Raw genomic sequence first — 19301 nt, 5'->3', positions numbered from 1 at the left:
TGGATCTCGCTCGACGTCTTAGGACTGGACGCTTTGGACTACGAAGAACTTCGCTACGCGATCGCTGCTTTCCCATCCGATCGATGCGCCCTGGGGCACGAAAAGTGCATCGCCGGTGGCCGCCGACAGCACACTGCCATCGGGCGCGGCGAACCGCACATTTCCGGCCAGCAGATGCATGAACTCGTTCTGGCGATGCGGGCGAACAACGCGGTGGTACGGGGTAGAATCCCAGGTGCCCGCGCGGTACGCCGCCCCGTCGTTGGAGAAGACATTGTCGCTGCGGCATTGCGGGGCGGGGCCCAACAGCACCTCCGCCGGTAGCGAAGCAGAGGGCTTGAAGTCGGCGTCGGCGCGCAACCGGACCAGGCCGCCCTTCGCCGGTTTGACGCAAGCGGCCGCGCAGAACGAAAACCGCACGCCTGATCCGGTCTGGATGCGAAGCGCGGTGCCGCATCCGATGACAGCACCCGCTTGCGGACCGAGCACCAGCGGGGCCGCCCCGACCGCCGTCAGGCTCAGCTCTCCTTCTACCACGACGATGGTTTCGATGTGGGGGAAGCTTGCGACTTCGAGCTCACCAATAAAGCTGGTTCGGCCCACGATCATCGCGTCCGGTCCTTCCCAGGCGATTTCGCGATGCTCCACAAAAGGGTCGTCCTTGCCGAAAGCCGCCCTGCGGAAAGAGGTTGCAACGGGTGCGCCGTCGGCGCGATGCAGCACTATAGGCACGGTCATGATTGCTCCTGCGCGTTGCGCCATGATTTCACTGAAAACCTAGCAGACGGCACTGCCGCCCTAAGCAGTCAACTGGGATCGCTCAGAGTGAGTGAGATCATTTCCCGCGGCTGGGCAGCAGGGTCGCGCGGCTGTAGTTGCCAGCAACACTTCACATCCGTCCACGCCCAAAGCCACCGCACAGTGCTCAACGCCATACGGGACCACGATGAACTCTCCGGGCTCGATAGTCTCTTCACGGTCACGAAATTTCATGAGCAGGCGTCCCCGGTGAACAAAGAACAGTTGATCGTCGTACTGTCGAAATGACCAGCTAGAAGCTCCCCTGAACATGGCGACCTTGACTTGCATGTTGTTGACATGCACCTCGACTTTGGGCTCCCAAGGCGCGTACAGCCCGGCAAACTCAATTGACAAATTCTTCTTGTGAATTGGCGAAAGGTGCTTGTTCAGGGCAGCGACGTCGCGAATGATTGCGGTGAGTTGGCTTGGTAGGTCATTCCCATTGGCCGGGTACTTGCCATCCAAAGCCGCAGTCCCAATCGTAAAACCAGCTGCGCCGGCGCCTTGGACGACTGCGATTCGTTCAGGGGTATCGATCGAACCTGCAATGTAGACAGGCTTGGTGACTGCAGCGCAGACGGCCTTCATCAACTCGGGCACATTCTCCGCCGAACGGTATGCCAATAGGTCCAGGCCATGCACTCCATCGCGCCCTGCAATCGTCATGGCACTTTCGACGATTTCGTCGATGGCGCCTTCAAGCACGCTCGGATGACCGGCGATCCGACCCGGAAACGGGAAGTACTGGATGCCGGTGTCCTTGATGATCGGCAGCACATCATCGACCCGCGTTCCACCAAGAAGAACGTCAACGCCGATTTCGGCAGCTGCCTTTGCCGAAACAATTTCACTTTCTCGGTCCAGCGACACGACTTCCAGGTAGGAAGTTGCACCGCCCGTCCTGATCGCTGCATTGAGGCCTATCAGCTGCTCGAGCGGCAAGCCGATGTCCTTGAACCCGATGTGCCGCACGCCGAGGCTAAGCGCGGTTTTTAGTTGCTGCGACGCGTCCGGAACCGTTCGGTCGTTGCGCGTAAGCATGAAGATGAAGCGTAAACCCATAGGTGTGGTTCCTTTCGTATCTAGTTCGTCTTGGTTTGCGCCAACACGAGGCGCTTGGCGTAGGCAAGTGCCGTTTCCAAGCTTGCGTGGTCTGCAATCCCCCGGCCCGCGATGTCGAACGCAGTGCCGTGATCTGGGCTGGTGCGGACGAAGGGCAGGCCAAGCGTGATGTTCACGCCTTTTTCCAGCCCGAGATACTTCACAGGGATCAGTCCTTGATCGTGGTATTGCGCTACCACAATATCGAATCGACCTTGACGTGCTTGCATGAAGACGGTGTCGCCCGGATAAGGACCAGTGGCATCGATGCCCTCGGCGCGGGCCGCGTCGATTGCAGGTCGTATGATACGGATCTCCTCGTCCCCGAAGAGGCCACCTTCACCGGCGTGCGGGTTGAGACCCGCTACGGCGATACGCGGCGTCGCGAAGCCGAGAGCCTTTCCACCCTCGTGGGCAAGCCGGATGGCGGATATCTGAGCGTCGAAATCGCCTTGTTCGATCGCCTTGCTCAGTGACGTGTGGATCGTGACGAGCACCGTGCGGATGTCATCGTTCGCAAGCATCATCGCCACGCGCCCGACGCCGCCGTAGTCGGCCAGAATTTCGGTATGACCGGGGTAGCGGATTCCCGCGCTCGCCATCGCCTCTTTGTTGATCGGCGCCGTGACGATGCCGCTCACCTCTCCGGACTTCGCTGCTGCGATTGCTGCAACGACGGAGTCGAAGGCCGCCTGCCCGGAAATCGCGCTGATACGCCCGATGAGTGGAGGTTCAGTAATTCGGGTGGTTTCGATGACTTCAATTCGCCGCGGCCGGAATTGAGCTGCATCGGCTGCGTTGATGCGTAACACCTCGATGTTCAACCCGAGCCGGCGCACCATGTCTTGCATGACAACATAGCTGCCGAACACGACGACGCGTTCGCCGCCCTTCGCAAGCAGCTTCGCCACGATCTCCGGCCCAATGCCGGATGCGTCGCCCATCGTGAGAGCAAGCGGGGAAGTATTCTTCATTGGGTTGCTCCACGTATCCGCGCGGCAGCGCGCTTCACAGCGTCGTCACTGCCAAAGCCACCGGCCTTCATAGCGAGCAGGAGCGAGCGTCCATCGCCAAGCCTGGCGAGACCAAGCGGGAATCCGGGATCGAGTTCCTGCAGTATCTCGAACTCACGGACGTTGAGAAGGTCTAGGATCGCTTCCATCGTGTCGCCGCCGGTGGCGATCAAAGCGCCGAAGCGTAGGCTTTGAAGCTCTCGCGCTGCGACTTGTGCGATACGGCGCAGCACCGCTGCCGAGTCCCGCTCGCGCGCCCTTGGTCCGCGCAGCAGCATGACGCCGCTGACCTCCTGGAGTTGATCTGCCTGCCGATGACTGCGCAGATTTGCGCTCCCAATGACGACCAAGAGATCGCTACTGATGCCATCGAACAGGGGCGGTAGGGTCTTCACCGGCACAAAACGCCGCGATAGGGCTGCAGCCATTCCAGGAGAGCCAACCCAAAGGATCGACTCCGGATCCTCGATGGAAGCAATCTGTGAGTCGAGTTCTTCCTGCGTTTCTGCATCAAGCAGCGTGACATTCTTGATGCAGCTCGGGACCAGGTCGACTAGTGCGGAATGCCGCACGGGATGCACGGGGTCATGGCCATATGCACTTTCCGAGACCGGAATGCCGTCAACGAGCTGAATGCCCCTCACTGTCGTACGACCGGCTTGGGGGAACGCCGGTGCAAACAGCAGTGCTTTGCGGCCGCTCGCCGCAAAACACGCTTCAAGCTCCGCCGTTATGTGGCCGCGTAGCGTGGAGTCCACCGTTTTGTAGAGTACGGCACGGCTGGCAAGTCGGGCGGTCAATCGAGCGACCCGCTCGGACGCTTGCGACGGAGTAGCAGACCGCGAACCGCTATCGACTGCGATTACCGCTGCCGCTTGGCTAGGAAGCTGGCCCCTGCCGATCGAGGCAGTCAAGCCGCGGGCGACGAAAGGTGCTGCGCCATCTGCCGCGCTCGTGAGGTCATCGGCGAGGACCGCTATGCTGGGTTGATGATCGGTGCGCATACATCAACTAACAACATCTTACCGGGGACGAATAGCGATAGTTTCTGAAGAAAAAGGTGATAGATTATCACGAATGGATCGCTCAGACATACCGTCGCTCGATGACCTGCGAGCATTCGAAGCAACAGCGCGGCTGGGCTCGGTCAGGCTTGCAGCTGACTCGCTTGCGCTCACGCACGGCGCCGTCAGTCGCCGTATCACCAAGCTCGCCAATGACATCGGGGTGAGGTTGTTTGAAAAGAATGGGCGAGGCCTGCGGCTCACCCCGGCCGGCGAGACACTCAATCTCACCCTCAGCAGGTTCTTCGGTGAGTTGGCCGCCACGGTGCAAAGCCTGCGTGCTACCAATGCTGGGAAGAGTGCCCTAGTGCTCTCCTGCGAGCCTTCAGTTGCCATGCGTTGGCTCATTCCGCGGCTGGGGGCGCTTCAAGTGGCGCATCCGAACATGGCCCTCCACCTCTCGGTAGGTGGAGGGCTTGTGGACTTTCATAAGAAGCAGGTCGATCTCGCTATTCGACGTCTAGACTTCGCTGTGCCCGAGACATGGAACGTCCGGACCCTTTTCCCCGAAAAGGTTGGGCCTGTCATGAGGCCGGAACTAGTGCCAGAGTTCGAACGCGGCGACTATCTCGCTCTCGGGTCGAAGACTCGACCTGACGCGTGGGCGCAATGGCTAAAGACCCATCCGTCGGCGCGTCGACCCACAGAACTGCGGCACTACGACAACCACGCCCTGATCGCCGAAGCTGCGTCTGCGGGCTTGGGTGTAGCCCTCAGTCCGCTCGTCCTCGCCATTGACGATGTGGAACGAGGAAGCCTGGCGGCACCTGTTGGTTTTGACCCTGACGGCAGTCAATATGGATTGATATGGTTGGGGTCGAGTGAACTACAAGGTGTGGAGTTCGAACTCGCAGACTGGCTCCAAGCGCAGTTCAGCCGCCTAGGCCCAAATAGCATTTGAAAGGAGCGCAAGGCAGCTCCAATCCGCACCGAGTTGAATGTCCGATCGTCTGGTTGGCCTCGACTCGGGGCGTGTCACGCGCGATCAAGTCTAGGTCGATTGAGTCGCTCGGCGCTGGCGGCAAAGGCGCAGAACCTAGCCCCTTGGCAATGGCGAGGTATGGAGCGCGGCCACGCTGAATGCAGGCGATACTCGGCACAAAATACCGAAAAGCTGCTGCAGTAGGTGCATTCTGCGGCGCCAGTCGCCGATACTACTGGCACTCATTGAATGCCGAGGCTCTATGTCCCCTCTTATCCACCACATCGACAGTGATGAAACGCTGCCCAAGTCGGCGGACGTCGTGGTGATCGGCGGCGGGATTGTCGGCGCCAGCGCGGCCTATTTTCTGGCGCGGCGCGGCCTGTCGGTGGCACTGATCGAAAAGGGCTATGTCGGCTGCGAACAGTCAAGCCGGAATTGGGGCTGGTGCCGGCGGCAGAACCGCGATGCCCGCGAGATGCCGATTGCCAGTCTGGCCATGCGGCTGTGGGACGAGCTTACCGAAGAGATCGGGCAAGACCTCGGCTTCCGCTGTTGCGGGCTCACCTATGCGACCGACGATCCAAAGCAACTCGCCGAATGGGACCAATGGCGCAAGGTTGCCCGCCAGTTCGATGTCACGACGCGGATGCTGACAGCCGAGGAGGCCGCTGCCGCCGTTCCTGCGGCGGGCGGCCACAAATGGCTGGGCGGTGTCCACGCGGCAGACGATGGCAAGGCGGAGCCCGCGCTCGCTGCCCCCCGAATCGCCGAGGGCGCGCGCAAGCATGGTGTGACCATTCATCAGAACTGCGCGGCACGCGGCCTGGATATCACCAATGGGCAAGTGAGCGGCGTCGTCACCGAGAAAGGCCTGATCCGCACCCGCGCGGTCCTCTGTGCCGCCGGGGCGTGGGCTTCCGCTTTTCTGCGCATGCATGCGGTGTCGATGCCGCAGGCCAGCGTTCGTCAGACTGCCTTGCGGACCGGTCCGGGACCGGATCTTGGCAGCGCAGTCTATACGCCCGACTTTGCCATGACGCGCCGGCTCGATGGCGGCTACACGATCGCCGTCAGCGGCAGGGCGACCCTCGAGATCACGCCGCAGGGTATCCGCTATGTCCGTCCGTTCCTGCCGATGTTCATGAAACGGCTGAAGGCCGTCGAGATCGGCATCGGCCGCTCGTTCTTCGACGGCCCGGACTCATTGCGCCGCTGGCATCTCGACAAGCCGACCCCCTTTGAACGTATCCGTGTCCTCGATCCGGCTCCGGACAAGCGGATGCTGGCGACGATCACGACGCGGGTCAAAGCCATGTTCCCCACCGTCGCCGAAGCCGGCGTCGTGTCCTCCTGGGGCGGGTATATCGACTCCACACCGGATGCGGTGCCGGTGATTTCAGCGGTAGACAGCATCGGCGGCATGTTCGTCGCTGCAGGCTGTTCCGGACATGGCTTCGGCGCCGGCCCCGGTTTCGGCCATCTGGCGGCGGATCTCGTCGCCGGTGACGCGGCAAGCGTCGATCCGACTCCCTTCCGCCTGTCGCGCTTCACGGATAGATCGAAAATTGAAGTTGGCGACTTCTGATGCAATTCACCGACGGGGCAACAACAAGGAGCGCGGAGCGATCGCGGATCTGCCTTTCTGGAGGTGCCGCCAACTCAGCTCGCAGCAACTTGATGGAAAACCACATGTCAGCTCAAACGCCGATCGCTCCCGTCAAAAAGCTGGCTTTCATCCATACGGTTTCCGGCCTTGTTTCCGAGTTCGAAGCGCTCGCTAGGGAACATTTGCCCGGTTGGACGGCCTTCGCGATCCTCGACGAGAGCCTCCTGAGAAATACCATCGACCGCGGGTCGCTCTCCGATCTGACGAAACGCAGACTCGCGACCTATGTCTGGTCGGCGGTCGACGCCGGGGCGGATGCGGTTGTCGTCACCTGCTCGACCCTCGGCCCCGCTGTCGACGCCATAGCGCCCCTTTGCCCGGTGCCGCTGTTCCGCATTGATGAAGGCATGGCAAAGGCCGCCGTGGAACAAGCAGACCGCATCGGTGTGCTGGCGACCCTGTCCACAACGCTGGTGCCGACCGTGGAGCTCTTGAAGCGCGAGGCAGGCGAGGCCGGCAAGGATGTCGCGATCGAGGATGTGCTTGTGGAGGGAGCGTTTCAGCTCCTTGCCGGCGGGGATGTCGAAGGCCATGACGCACAAATCCGCCTGTCTCTCGAAAAGCTGTCGCAGAAGGTGGATGTGGTTGTCTTTGCGCAGGCTTCGATGGCGCGCGTGGTGCGTGGCATGGCCCAGGGTCTTCCAATTCTGACAAGCCCCGTGCTCGGGGTCGAAAACATAAAGCGGCGTTTGGAGCGCCAGGCCGGCTTGTGATGACCGTGGTCCTTGGCGCCATCGCGGACGATTTCACCGGAGCCACCGATCTCGCAAGCACATGGGCACGGCAGGGTTTGCGGGTCGTCCAGACCATCGGCGTCCCCGACGACGCTAATGTTGCCGAAGATGCGGAAGCCATCGTTGTCGCATTGAAATCACGGACGGCGCCGACCGATGAGGCAGTCGCTGAATCCCTTGCGGCGCATCGCTGGCTTAGGTCAGTCGGCGCGCAGCAGATCGTCTTCAAATATTGTTCCACCTTCGATTCTACCCCGACGGGAAACATCGGCCCGGTGGCGGATGCACTTCTGGACGAGGCCGGAGACAGCTTCACTGTCATATGCCCCGCCTTTCCGACCAATCGGCGGACGGTCTACCAGGGGCACCTCTTCGTGGGCACCGAGCTGTTGTCGGAGAGCGCCATGAAGCACCATCCCCTGACCCCGATGCGCGATTCCAGCCTGATACGCCTGATGGCTGGGCAAACCGACCGCTCCGTAGGCCTGATACCATTGGCTGTGGTAAGTGCGGGAGTCGCCGCGGTTTCCAGATGCATGGCGATGCTTCGCGCCGAGGGCGTCGTCTATGCCGTCACGGATGCGTTGACCGATGACGATCTGCTAACCATTGGCGCCGCCATCAAGGATCTCCCGCTGGTGACCGGCGGTTCGGGAGTTGGCATGGGCCTGCCGCAAAACTTCCGCGACCAGGGGCTGCTGGCCAGGCCGGCCACGACATGGGTGCCCGACGCACAGGGTCGGGAACTGGTTCTTGCAGGAAGCTGTTCGGCGACGACGCGGGCGCAGTTGGCTGATGTCACCCATGAATGGCCGTCACGCAGGATCACGATCGACGAGCTAGCCGGAGGGCCGGAATTCGTCGATCAGTTGGTGAATTGGGCAAGGGACAATTCGAGCGCGTTTCCGGTCGTCGTCTACGCTTCGGCGACGCCCGAAGAGCTTCTGGAGTCACAAGCCAGACACGGAACCCTGGAGGCCGGCAGAAAAGTCGAGGAAATTCTCAGTGGTCTTGCAGCGCGGCTGCAGAACGAAGGTTTCAGCCGAATCGTGGTCGCAGGCGGCGAAACCTCGGGCACCGTGTCACTCGCCCTCGGCGTGAGAACGCTGCGCATCGGCGCCGAAATCGCGTCAGGTGTTCCCTGGTGCGAAGTTGTCGGAAGCGAGCGGCCGCTGGCTCTGGCGCTCAAGTCCGGCAACTTTGGGGGTCCGACGTTCTTCCGCGATGCTTTTGGAATGCTTCCGTGACCGAGACCGCGCTCCGCGAGAAGATTGCCCTGCTTGGAAAATCGATGTTTGACCGAGGACTGACGTTCGGGTCGTCGGGAAACATCTCGGTCAGGCTGGCCGATGGATGGCTGATGACGCCGACGGGAACCAGTCTCGGTTCAATTGATCCTGCCCGGCTTGCGAAGATCGATGCTGCGGGGCAACTGGTTGGAGGGGACCCGCCAACGAAGGAAGCGTTTCTTCACACGGTTGTCTACGACAGGCGTCCTCGCGCCGGCGCGGTCGTTCATTTGCATTCCACCCATTCAGTCGCCGTCTCATGCCTATGTGGGGTGGACCACTCCAACGTGCTGCCGCCCTTGACCGCTTACTACGTCATGCGCGTCGGCACGCTCCCTCTGATACCGTACTTCGCTCCCGGAGATATTGACCTGGCCAGGGCCGTCGGCGAGCTCGCATCGCGGCACCATGCGGTGCTGCTGGCCAATCACGGACCCGTGGTGGCTGGAAAGACCCTGGATGATGCAGTCTACGCGACCGAGGAGCTGGAAGAAACGGCAAAGCTGTTCCTCGCTCTCAGAGGAATGGAAACCCGTCCACTGACCCAGGGGCAAGTCGACGACCTCCAGAGGCGCTATCCGCTCGAATTTTAGCGGTCGCCAACGCGCCCTGCGTTGCTAGTTCCGCTGAGGGTCACCCAGCCAGACCCCCAGCCGGTCGGGAAGACCTGCCAAAACGTGCGTGCCTCCTTCAGAGCGCTGGCTCAAAAAAAGCGAGAACGATCGCACAGCGAAAGGGCGTGCTGGTTTGGCAGTCGACCGGAGGGCCTTCTGCTGAATGACCATACATTGCGGCACATTCTGCCAAACACCTGCGATTATGCTCGGCTGATAGGACAGATTGACAGGAACCAAGGACATGGATCCCTTCCGGCCGAAATACGTGACTTTTGATTGCCACGGCACCCTCATCAATTTCCAAATGGCGGAAGCCGCCCGAGATCTGTTCGGTCATCTTCTGGATGGGCCGCGCATGGACGAATTCATCAGAAACTTCCAGGGCTACCGTCTCGATGAGGTGCTGCAGGACTGGAAGCCTTATGCAGATGTCGTTCACAACGCCCTGGAACGCGCCTGCCGCCGCAACAACGTCGCATTCCGTGCCGAAGACGCTGAAACGATCTACAATCGCATCCCGACGTGGGGACCGCATACCGACGTTCCCGGGGGATTGGCCAAACTGGCTAAGGAAATTCCGCTGGTCACCCTGACGAACTCCATGGTGGCCCAGATTCCGTCGAACGTGGCAAAGCTCGGTGCGCCCTTTCATGCCGTCTTGACCGCTGAAGAGGCGGGCGCCTACAAGCCGCACTTCAAGGCGTTCGAATACATGTTCGACATGCTGGGTTGCGGCCCGGAGGATATCACGCATGTGTCCTCGTCTTTCCGCCACGACCTGATGTCCGCCTATGATCTGGGGATCAAGAGTAAGGTCTGGGTCAATCGCGGCCACGAACCGGCCAATCCCTTTTACGAATACACCGAAATCCGCGATGTGACGCAGCTACCTGGCGTTTTCGGCATCTGATCAAGCGGAGGTCCTGGCAAGAGCTGTGGCGCTTCATCGCTGGAGCGCTGCAGCATCCCCGGCATGAAGAACAACCGTCCCCAACCGGCGAGGATTTTTCGAATTGGTTGCTCTCAGTGATCCAGGCGCGAATGAAGCAGGTGGTCGGCGCGATGCTGCCGCACCTGCAGCACGCGACCAGGCGACTGGCCCCGCCGCTCCGACCGACGCCTATTTTCGCGCCGCCGCCGCAATCCTGGCCATGCGGCCGGGCTCCGAACCGGACATGTCGGCGGCCCTGCTGGAGCGCCACTATGGCTTGGCGGGATCGCTGGCGACATTGTCCTCCGAGATCGAGCGCACCGTTGCGGTCGATCTGCCGGAAGGCCGCCGCCTGATCCTGAAGACGTCGACAAGGCCGGAGGCGGTCGACAGTTTTCGTTTCCAGACCGCCGCAATAGCGGGATTGCAAGGGGCCGCAGGCTTCGTTGCTCCCGAGGTGCTGCCGACGCGCAGCGGCGCATTGATGTTCGAGGATGAGGGAATTTGCGGGTACTTGCAGACCCGGATCGAAGGCAGTCCGCTGCACCAGGCGCCGCCCGCGCCCGACCTGCTCTTTCGAACGGGCAGTGCGCTGGCCCGCCTCGACCTGGCTCTTGATCGCGTCAGCCTGCCGGCAACGGACCGGCCCATCCTGTGGCATATCGGTTGCTGGCCGAGGCTGATGGAATTCGCGCAATACCTGCCTTCCGCGCCCATTGCCGAGCAGGTGGCGATCGCGATGGCGGAGTATGTGGAGTTTGTTGAGCCACACATCTCGAACGTTGCGTGGCAGGTCACGCATAATGATCCCAGCCCATTCAATATGATGGTGACCGGCCAGGGTATGGGTTTCATCGACTTTGGCGATGGCTGCTGGAGCCCCAGGATCCAGGATCTGGCGATCGCAGCAGGCCACGTCGTGAAGGATCCAACCCTTCCTTTGGGCGGGGCCGAACAACTTATCGCAGGCTATGCCTCCGTCATTCCACTTTCGGCGCTGGAAGCAAGACTGCTCGTGGGACTAATGCGGGCGCGGCAAAGCGCGTTGATCTTGGTCAACTACTGGCGCTCTCACCTTTTTCCGGCCGACGCCGAGTACATCAAGAAGAATGTCACACGCGCCGAGCACGGGCTTTCCATCTTGGTACCTCTAGATACCGCATCGGGCGAGGCGGCAGTCCTGGCGGTAGTGTCGTCGTCCCGGTCGTGGTGCCAGTGCGGTCGCTAGAAAAGACGAAGCGCGAATTGTTCAAGGCACTCCTTTAAACAGGCTGCAGCACATGTCGACAGATCTCATGCCTAATCGCTACAAACCCGGCGAATCCGATCTCCCCAAGCGCGAGTCCGAACTGATTGCGCGCCGTGACGATGTTCTTGGCGCCTCCTATCGGCTGCAGTACCGCCGGCCGGTCCACTTCGTTCGCGGCGAAGGCATGTGGCTCTACGATCCTGACGGACGGGCCTATCTTGATTTCTACAATAACGTTCCGTCGCTCGGCCATTGCCACCCGGAAGTGAATGCCGCAATGGGCGAGCAGGCGGGCCGGATCAGCGCCAACACCCGCTATCTCGAGCCAAGACTCGTCGACTACGCCGAGCGATTGGTCGCGACTTTTCCGGAAGAACTCGACCGGGTGGTTTTCACCTGCACGGGGAGTGAGTCCAACGATCTGGCCCTGCGTATCGCGCGATTTGCCAGCGGCAACGAAGGCGTGATCGTCTCGAGCTACGCGTACCACGGCACTAGTGCGGCTGTCGCCGCGGTGTCCCCGAATCTGGGCGACGCGGTCAAGCTCAGCCCATTCGTGCGCATGGTCTCCCTGCCCGGGCCGGCGGGCGTGCCGGACAGCCAGGCTGCGGACTTTTTCGAGGCGCAAGTTCGCGCGGCCATTGTGGATCTGAACCGCCGGGGCATTGGCGTTGCGGCCCTGCTCATCGACAGCATCTTTTCCAGCGATGGCGTCTGGGTGAATCCCCCTGGCTTCATCGCCGGCGGCGTGGCGGCGGTGCGCGAGGCAGGTGGCCTCGTCATCGCCGACGAAGTTCAGCCGGGATTCGGGCGGACCGGCGCTCATATGTGGGGCTTTGAGCGGCATGGGATCGTTCCGGATCTGGTGACCCTCGGCAAGCCGATGGGCAATGGGTTTCCGATCGGCGCTGTCGTTGGCCGCAGGGCACCAATAGACCGATTTGGCAATACCGCGCGGTATTCGAACACCTTCGCCGGAAATACGATTGGCATCGCGACAGCGGACGCGGTGCTGACGATCCTGCAGCGTGACCAGATCCCCCAGAATGCGCTTGCCATGGGCCATCGCCTCCGGGCCGGGCTGGAGAAACTCGCGAAGCAGCAGGCCGGAATCCGTGCAATCCGCAACGCCGGTCTCTTCGTTGGCGTCGATATGGGGTCAGAGGGCACAGCCGCGGCAGGCCGGCGTGCCATGGCGCTGGATGTCGTAAACGCAATGCGGGACGACGGTGTGCTGATCAGCACAACGGGGGCCAACGAGGATTCACTGAAAGTGCGCCCGCCGCTCGTCTGCCTGGCCGAGCATGTCGACCTCTTCCTTGCGTCCATTGAGCGCGCGCTCATCAAGGTCGCAGGCTAGACAGCATACCTTCGAGCAGGTAGCCAAGTCTCAGTCCAATGTGTGCCGAGATTGGCGCTATCGGTCCGGAACGACCGTTTTGGACAGTATGGCGCGCGCTTGTCGGGCCACGTCCAGCTATGTTGTTGGAAGCTGCCGCGCTTGAATAGTGCGATCGCTTCCAACTGCTCTGACTAGATGTCCGCTTCCTGCGCTTTCACCGGCCGGGTCTTTCGCTGACGGACGTCAGGGCCGGGAGCAACCTTCGCGCGCCCGGCCAGATAGGTCTGTCGGCGCTGTTCGAGCCACGCCTCCACCTCTGCCAGATCCCACACCACGCAGCGGGGCGTAAGATTGAAGCGACGGGGGAACTCGCCTCGTTTCTCCATCTCATAGATCGTGCTGTCGGCGAGCGGGACGATCAGCCTGAGTTCATGCCGCCTGATGGTTCGCGGCAGGCCCGTCAACACCGTTGCTGGACCGGAGTAGCCTACGGGATCGCTGTCCTCGTTCTCTTGATATGGCATCATCAGAATGCGCACTCGACTTGGTTTCTTCGAAGTCATGTCTGTCCTTTGCGGTTGGGAAGAAGGACAGATACCGGGCTCGCGTTGCGACCGTCGCAAAGAAGCTTTCACGCGAGTAGGTGTCTTTCTCGGGAGCAGGAAGGGTGATACAAAGTCTCGGAGAATAGAGTTGAGAATCCGAGCTTTAATATCGTGCCTAAACCCACCTCACAGCGCCAAATTGCCCACGCCCTCCTGGCTGCGCGCGGAATCGCGCGCCTGGCGGAGCTGCGCGATGCAGGCGTGACAGCCGCCACCATGAGCCGCATGGAACGGGACGGCGACGTGCTTAGGCTCGCGCGAGGGCTTTACCAACTCCCTGATGCGACGCTCGACGCTCATCATAGTCTCGCCGAGGCCGCAAAACGTATTCCGAAGGGTGTCATTTGCCTCGTCTCCGCACTGGCGTTCCACGAACTCACCGATCAGCTTCCGAGGCAGATATGGATTGCCATCAGGCAGAAAGATTGGCCCCCTAAGGCCGACGGCACGCCGATACGGCTGGTGCGTTTCACTGATCGCTTGCTCGGGGAGGGGGTCGAAACCCACCCCGTCGAGGGCGTGCCCGTAAAGGTCTTCGGCGTCGCCAAGACGATCGCCGATTGCTTCCGATATCGGAACAAGATCGGCCTGTCGGTTGCGATCGAGGGCCTCCGGGAGGCGCTGCGCCAGCGTAAGACCACGGCTGGTGAAATTGCCAGACAGGCCGAGCGTGGCGGTGTCGCTACGGTTATCCGGCCGTATCTCGGAGGCGCTGACTGCCAATGGCTAAGGAGATCAAGAATATCGGCGCCTCGATGCGCGCACGCCTGCTGCAACTCGCCAAGGCAAGTGGCCAGAGCTTCGACCTGGTTCTGACGCGCTTCGCCCTCGAGCGGCTGCTCTTTCGGCTCAGCCGGTCACCCCACGCCGACCGTTTCGTGCTGAAGGGCGCGATGCTGATGATGAGCCGTTGAGATCACGGTCGTAGCGCTCGGCCCACACATGATGCCCACTCATCCCGTCGATCAGCTGCGCGGTGATGCGAACGCGACTACCCGCCTTGCGTACGCTCCCTTCCAGCACATGCGAAACGCGCAACTGCCGCGCCGCTTTGCTGACGTCCATCGACTTGCCTTTGAGGGCAAAGGTCGTGTTGCGCGCGGTGACTGCCAGCGCCCCGACCTTGCTGAGGTCCGTAATGATGTCCTCGGTGATGCCGTCAGAGAAGTATTCCTGCTCTGGGTCGCCGCTCATGTTGGTGAAAGGCAGCACGGCGATCGATGGTCGGTTGCGGAACGGAAGCGCATCCTTGGCCGACGGCACGGACGAGCTGGTGGGGGATTGCTCAATGGACATGACACGGTAAGCGCGTACCGGCTCCGTAATGTTGTGAACCCGTTGCTCGCCGATATCCGTATAGACGTATTCGAGTTTGCCTTTTACTTGATCGTAAATGGCGCGCCCGATGCAAACGCCGCCAGGCTCCGCGAGCTTTTCAAGCCTTGCCGCGATGTTCACACCGTCTCCGTATATCGTGTCGTCTTCGACGATCACGTCGCCGAGGTTTACGCCCATACGGAACGCCATACGCCGGTTTTCGGGGAGCCCGGCGTTCTCGCCGCCCAGCTCGCGCTGCAGCTCGATCGCACACTGCACGGCGTTAACCGCGCTCCCAAACTCGATCAGCAGGCTGTCCCCGGCCGAGCCGACGATGCGTCCGTGGAACCGGGCGATTTTGGGCTTGAACACCTCAGCTCGGAGCCGCCTCAGCCGTCCCAGCGTTCCCGACTCGTCGGCCGCCATCAGCCGCGAGTAACCTGCCACGTCGGCAGCCAAGATCGCCGCAAGCCTGCGTTGCTCTTCTCGCAAGGGACGGACCTCCCGCCAGTTGGAACAATCTTAGCCTAAGAAACCGCGTGAGCGAGCCCTTGTTCGGGTGCCTGGTATCCGAATTGGCGTTAAGGAAGCATATCGTAGCGAAATTCGACTGCACGGCAGGTCGCAGAACCATACGGAACGATGGGGAAACGGGAAGCCGGCTGGTCGACAATACCCTGATGGATCGCCTCGGCGATTACAACAGCCGGCCAGGTCTGGGTGACGCCCGACCGGTTCTTTATTCGTGACAGCCTTCACGACCAGTTCGTCGACCGCCTTGAAGGCGTCAGCCGCCCGGACCCTGTCGCATGCCCATGATGCGGGGCAGGTGGCGGGCATCCGCTGCGCGCGCTGCAACTTGACTCGCTACTACAAGCCGCTCGAGCTACGGGAAGGATCGGCAACGTGACGATCGACGATGTGCGGACAAAGTACGCTGTCAGCAGTGCAAGAGTCGGGAGTGGATGAGTGCGCAGCTATTCCATCCGAGCGGGGAGCAGGCCCATACGATCCGCTTCCGGCGCCTAGTGCAGATCCGATGGGAAAAGCGCGTGATTTGGCGAGATGAGTGAAGGCAGACGCTTGTCCGTCCGAGACGATCACGCCGAAGCACCGCCCCGGCCCCAGGCGCGCAATTAGATGAGTTAAAGGCAACTTTGGTGTGTTATATACGCTGCGTTCTCGGTGCGGATACGAGATCGATGGATCAGGAAAGACTTCTAGCCGCAGTCCTCTTAGCTGATGTCGTGGGCAGCACGCCCCTCTATGAGCGCATCGGCGACGATGCCGCTCTGCAACAGGTCTCGGATTGCCTGGACGCGATGCGCGAGATCGTCGCCCGGCACGGCGGTGATTTCATTCACTCGAAAGGCGATGACGTATTCAGCCTGTTCGAGAACCCGGAGGCGGCGCTCAGGGCCGTCTGCCAAATCAGCCGCCAACTGACGAAAGGGCCGTTGAGCGCCCGTATCGGATTGCATTTCGGCGCGGTCATTCGCACGCGGGGCGAGGTCTTCGGTGACGTTGTCAATGTCACTGCAAGGTTGTCCACCACGGCCAACCCCGGGGAGGTGCTGATCAGCCAGAGCTTCTGCGAAGCCCTTTCCGCGAGAAGCCGCAAGGCATTACGGCTCCTCGACAAAATGGCCTTGAAAGGGAAGCAAGAACTCTTCGATGTCTATACCCTGTGGAGCGACGATGGGGCGCTCGGTACGCAGATCACCAGCCGGGGCACCATTGCCGATAAGCGCTCCGCCTCGCCGTGGCAGATCAATCTGGTCATCCGCTATGGAGATCAGTTGCGATCCTGTCGAAACAACGAATTCGTGACCATCGGCCGATCTCCGGAATGCAATATTGTCGTCGAGCGGCCCTGGGTTTCAAGGCACCACGCGACCTTCACTATTTCGAATGGCAGGGCCCGGCTTGTCGAGCGAAGCTCGTCGGGCACATTTGTGTCGATGGGACCCGGCCATGAAGTATTCGTACGCCGCGAAGATATTCTCCTCTTCGGCTCCGGCGTCATCTCGCCTGGACTGAGGTCGACCCTCGGCGACGCCCAGGTTCTTCACTACGAAATTGTCTCAGACTGACCCGGCCGGACTCGTTAGCCGCGACCGGCCCACTTCCAGACCTTCCAACCTGCTTCGGCGATGGGCGCTGCACATTAGCTTCCGGATCGAATAGGATAGTTGCCGATTGAGAGGGACGAGGCATTGGCCGAGGAGCAGGTTGAGCGACGTCTGGTGACCATCTTGGCCGCTGACGTGGCCAGGTTCTTTAGGATCGAAAGAGTTTCGGACCAGAACCTTCAAGTTCCGGGCCTGGGAAATTGAACCAGATAGACCGGTGACGGCAGCTTCTTCTGCTCTTCGCTTTTTCTCGCGTGTGAAAGCGATGGCAGCACTACCCCCTCACCTTCAGGGCATCTGCACGACGAACTACTCGTAGAGGGCCTGTCCGCTTCGAGGGCTATCCACCTCGAGCAGGCCGAGCAAGTGCCTTGGCATCCTTGGCGCCTTACTTAAGCAACCGGGCATGAAGATCGCTGGGAAGAAGCTAGCCCGGCGCGGCGGAAAGAAGCAGGATGTGCGTAGAGTCGACATTGGATGAGGATGTCACTATTTAGCGGCGGCTTCGACCGCGTACCTCTGGTTGCGCCCGAGAAGCAGCAGCAAATGTGCTACGTATTGTGATACAAATCGGCCCCTGAAACCGATAAAAAGCAAATAGAAACAGTATCATAGGGTCGTAAGCGATCGCAGCCAACGGTACCATCGGCATAATGCTAAATAATTGAATTTGTTGAGGAATTTCGTTAAAAAGACCTGACATTGCCGCTTTTTGTATCACATATTGTGCGACCTGCTGCGACACAAATGCCAACTCCTTGATCAAAGTGCTGTTCTGCCAGCCGTGCCAAGAGGTGGGGCGCCCAGATCGCAACCTGGCGTTCACCGGCCATCCGAAGACGCCGGACAAGCGGCGCTAGACACTAGGGCGAAACGCGCGCTGGAGAGCAGCTCTGCCACCTCCTTAAGACGGTGTCGACTCTTTGGCTATTCAGCGCGATACTTTTGGGCAGCAAGGTTCGGATGCCGCAGGAGGGTGTGCCATGCGAGAATTGCCGTCCAACGTAGACGCAGACGCCGTGATTGAAGTCGGTCGTTACCTGGATGATCACGCGAAATCCACAGCAGTTTCGATTTCTGAAGCGCTTCGTATAGTCAGACGTCGCGTCCCCATATCGAGCGTCGGCGACACATGGCTGGAGGAACTGATTATGGAAAGCGCCGCTACCAGGCACCTAGCCATTCTACTGGACAACCACTAGCGCTTGATGGGAAGGGCTGGACGTTTTAATCTAGGGTCATGAGAGGCTTTAATTGCCTCCGGCCTGGCTGAAAACAACCGTCCCGTCGTCTTTGCGAACTTCCACCGCTACGATACCGTCACCCTGCTTTCGAGCAAGAAATGTCGCCTGCGCGTGGTCTCGTGCGGCTTTCTCGGTATCGAAGGGGGTCTTTTCAGCGATGCCGTGTCTCCCGTACCAAATCACCGTATAGGCCACGGCTGGGACGCTCCCGATCTCTTAGCCATAGGGACTTCTTTTTTCTTGCCAGTAGCTCATCGCGATCGCCATCAGCGGTCGCTCGGTCATGCCTCGCGGCAATCGCATAGTCGGCTCTGTTGGTTCGATAGTCTTCTTCTTTTTGCACAGACATGGTTAGCGCGCCGGTTGTTTCTTAGCGTATTGGGCGACTGCACAGAGGAAAGCCAATGCGGCAGCATCACAAGCCATCCGCGACGGGCCTTTGGCGAAAAGCACGGCGTCAGCAACTCGTATCGTTAGGCCATGCTTTTTAGCGAAAGACGTAACTTCGTAAGGCTGATCTTCAGATGGATAGGCGATGCCGAAATCGTCATTCATGGACTACATCCTCCCCAGTTCGCGACCTTTTTCCTCCTCGCGCAGAGGTAAAATTAACTGCCGGTGTGTCGCGCGAGTCTAGCAACTAGGGATTGTGTAAAACGATATAACTCCGCACCGCCTACATCTTGTTGTTGTCGATGATGCCGGCCTCGCCGTCGGGTAACTGATCCGCCTGCGGCCGCGGCTTTGCCAGCCTCACATCAGCGCCGCCGCCATTCTCCGGGATGAACTCGACGCCGGCCGATACGAGGGCGGTGCGCATCGTGTCGACACTGCTGACACGAGATCCTGGCCGGCCTCAAAACGGTTGACCGTATTTCCTCCGACCCCAGCCGCCTTAGCTAGATTGAGGGTGTGCTCCAATTGAGGGCTGCGCGCCCCAATCGGCATTGAACTGGCTTCATATGGTGTGAATCGGCGTCCAATTTTGACCACCCTGATGCCACGGGCGACGAGCGCCGCGCGCAGCCAATCGGCGTCATAGCCCTCGTCGCCGATAAGTGCCCTGGTGCACCATACCCAGCTAAACCCATCAAGTGCCGATGAGCACGTAGAAAACGTAGGCACCCAAAATCGTCGACAATGCTCGTATCCGAGCAGCCGCCCTTGACCCATTAGAGAACGATATCGGCGCGTTCCTGACATTCGGTCTAGACGCACGTGACTTGCCGCACCTGGTCGTCGTCGCGAAAACGGACAGAAAGGGCGGCAAA

General features: G+C 60.7%; 19 protein-coding genes and 2 pseudogenes. 11 read left to right on the top strand and 10 right to left on the bottom strand.

Features of this window, described 5'->3' with window-relative positions; translation table 11 throughout:
• Positions 1-18 precede the first annotated feature (18 nt).
• The 4 genes from AC1RUK_RS21990 to AC1RUK_RS21975 are packed head-to-tail and all read right to left on the bottom strand — an operon-like array spanning position 19 to position 3919.
• Positions 19-738, bottom strand: a complete 720-nt coding sequence (locus tag AC1RUK_RS21990; RefSeq protein WP_481838974.1) for a cupin domain-containing protein — start codon at positions 736-738, stop codon at positions 19-21.
• 60 nt (positions 739-798) lie between these two features.
• The gene (locus tag AC1RUK_RS21985; RefSeq protein ID WP_481838975.1) at positions 799-1863 is read right to left on the bottom strand and encodes a cupin domain-containing protein; all 1065 of its coding nucleotides are present in this window, start codon (positions 1861-1863) and stop codon (positions 799-801) included.
• 20 nt (positions 1864-1883) lie between these two features.
• Positions 1884-2876, bottom strand: a complete 993-nt coding sequence (pdxA, locus tag AC1RUK_RS21980; protein WP_481838976.1) for a 4-hydroxythreonine-4-phosphate dehydrogenase PdxA — start codon at positions 2874-2876, stop codon at positions 1884-1886.
• Positions 2873-3919: a four-carbon acid sugar kinase family protein gene (locus AC1RUK_RS21975; RefSeq protein WP_481838977.1), complete on the bottom strand. Its 1047-nt coding sequence runs from the start codon at positions 3917-3919 to the stop codon at positions 2873-2875. Before AC1RUK_RS21975 ends, pdxA begins: the two co-directional genes overlap by 4 nt.
• A gap of 73 nt (positions 3920-3992) precedes the next feature.
• Between AC1RUK_RS21975 and AC1RUK_RS21970 the strand changes: the two genes are divergently transcribed.
• The 8 genes from AC1RUK_RS21970 (at position 3993) to AC1RUK_RS21935 (ending at position 12750) form a co-directional block, all read left to right on the top strand.
• Positions 3993-4880, top strand: coding sequence for a LysR family transcriptional regulator (locus tag AC1RUK_RS21970; RefSeq protein WP_481838978.1), 888 nt, complete (start codon positions 3993-3995; stop codon positions 4878-4880).
• A 283-nt stretch (positions 4881-5163) separates the two neighbouring features.
• Complete coding sequence (locus AC1RUK_RS21965; RefSeq protein WP_481838979.1) at positions 5164-6489, top strand: NAD(P)/FAD-dependent oxidoreductase; 1326 nt, start codon at positions 5164-5166, stop codon at positions 6487-6489.
• Positions 6490-6593: 104 nt separating this feature from the next.
• Positions 6594-7283, top strand: coding sequence for an aspartate/glutamate racemase family protein (locus AC1RUK_RS21960; RefSeq protein WP_481839431.1), 690 nt, complete (start codon positions 6594-6596; stop codon positions 7281-7283).
• Entirely contained in the window at positions 7283-8551 is a 1269-nt protein-coding gene (gene otnK / locus AC1RUK_RS21955; protein WP_481838980.1) for a 3-oxo-tetronate kinase, read from the top strand. Before AC1RUK_RS21960 ends, otnK begins: the two co-directional genes overlap by 1 nt.
• Positions 8548-9186, top strand: a complete 639-nt coding sequence (gene otnC, locus AC1RUK_RS21950; protein ID WP_481838981.1) for a 3-oxo-tetronate 4-phosphate decarboxylase — start codon at positions 8548-8550, stop codon at positions 9184-9186. The genes otnK and otnC overlap by 4 nt, the downstream gene beginning before the upstream one ends.
• A gap of 265 nt (positions 9187-9451) precedes the next feature.
• Positions 9452-10120 carry a haloacid dehalogenase type II gene (locus AC1RUK_RS21945; RefSeq protein WP_481838982.1) on the top strand — a complete coding sequence of 223 codons (669 nt, stop codon included), beginning with the start codon at positions 9452-9454 and terminating at the stop codon, positions 10118-10120.
• A gap of 103 nt (positions 10121-10223) precedes the next feature.
• Positions 10224-11369 carry a phosphotransferase enzyme family protein gene (locus tag AC1RUK_RS21940; protein ID WP_481838983.1) on the top strand — a complete coding sequence of 382 codons (1146 nt, stop codon included), beginning with the start codon at positions 10224-10226 and terminating at the stop codon, positions 11367-11369.
• A gap of 52 nt (positions 11370-11421) precedes the next feature.
• Positions 11422-12750, top strand: coding sequence for an aspartate aminotransferase family protein (locus tag AC1RUK_RS21935; RefSeq protein WP_481838984.1), 1329 nt, complete (start codon positions 11422-11424; stop codon positions 12748-12750).
• Positions 12751-12923: 173 nt separating this feature from the next.
• Here the strand turns inward: AC1RUK_RS21935 and AC1RUK_RS21930 are convergent, their stop codons facing one another.
• A complete protein-coding gene (locus tag AC1RUK_RS21930; RefSeq protein ID WP_481838985.1) occupies positions 12924-13295 on the bottom strand; it encodes a helix-turn-helix transcriptional regulator in 372 nt (123 codons plus the stop codon).
• 153 nt (positions 13296-13448) lie between these two features.
• Between AC1RUK_RS21930 and AC1RUK_RS21925 the strand changes: the two are divergent.
• Both AC1RUK_RS21925 and AC1RUK_RS21920 read left to right on the top strand, forming a co-directional pair.
• Positions 13449-14067, top strand: a pseudogene (locus tag AC1RUK_RS21925) (type IV toxin-antitoxin system AbiEi family antitoxin domain-containing protein).
• Positions 14060-14245 (top strand): annotated as a pseudogene (locus AC1RUK_RS21920) (nucleotidyl transferase AbiEii/AbiGii toxin family protein); the annotation flags it as partial. The pseudogenes AC1RUK_RS21925 and AC1RUK_RS21920, both read left to right, overlap by 8 nt.
• Here AC1RUK_RS21920 and AC1RUK_RS21915 read toward each other — a convergent pair.
• Positions 14187-15080: an adenylate/guanylate cyclase domain-containing protein gene (locus AC1RUK_RS21915; protein ID WP_481839432.1), complete on the bottom strand. Its 894-nt coding sequence runs from the start codon at positions 15078-15080 to the stop codon at positions 14187-14189. The pseudogene AC1RUK_RS21920 and the gene AC1RUK_RS21915 sit on opposite strands and share 59 nt — an antisense overlap.
• Positions 15081-15856: 776 nt before the next feature.
• Here AC1RUK_RS21915 and AC1RUK_RS21910 point away from each other — a divergent pair.
• Positions 15857-16747 carry an adenylate/guanylate cyclase domain-containing protein gene (locus AC1RUK_RS21910; RefSeq protein WP_481838987.1) on the top strand — a complete coding sequence of 297 codons (891 nt, stop codon included), beginning with the start codon at positions 15857-15859 and terminating at the stop codon, positions 16745-16747.
• Between the two features lie 532 nt (positions 16748-17279).
• Here AC1RUK_RS21910 and AC1RUK_RS21905 read toward each other — a convergent pair.
• The 4 genes from AC1RUK_RS21905 to AC1RUK_RS21890 form a co-directional block, all read right to left on the bottom strand.
• Entirely contained in the window at positions 17280-17612 is a 333-nt protein-coding gene (locus tag AC1RUK_RS21905; protein WP_481838988.1) for a hypothetical protein, read from the bottom strand.
• Between the two features lie 424 nt (positions 17613-18036).
• Entirely contained in the window at positions 18037-18225 is a 189-nt protein-coding gene (locus tag AC1RUK_RS21900; RefSeq protein ID WP_481838989.1) for a hypothetical protein, read from the bottom strand.
• A gap of 156 nt (positions 18226-18381) precedes the next feature.
• Positions 18382-18585 carry a hypothetical protein gene (locus AC1RUK_RS21895; protein WP_192183193.1) on the bottom strand — a complete coding sequence of 68 codons (204 nt, stop codon included), beginning with the start codon at positions 18583-18585 and terminating at the stop codon, positions 18382-18384.
• A 121-nt stretch (positions 18586-18706) separates the two neighbouring features.
• Positions 18707-18850, bottom strand: a complete 144-nt coding sequence (locus AC1RUK_RS21890; protein ID WP_481838990.1) for a hypothetical protein — start codon at positions 18848-18850, stop codon at positions 18707-18709.
• Positions 18851-19301: the final 451 nt, after the last annotated feature.

This window comes from Mesorhizobium monacense (genome assembly GCF_056781675.1).
Note: the sequence above shows the minus strand (reverse complement) of the source record. Positions and strands in the feature narration are given on the sequence as shown.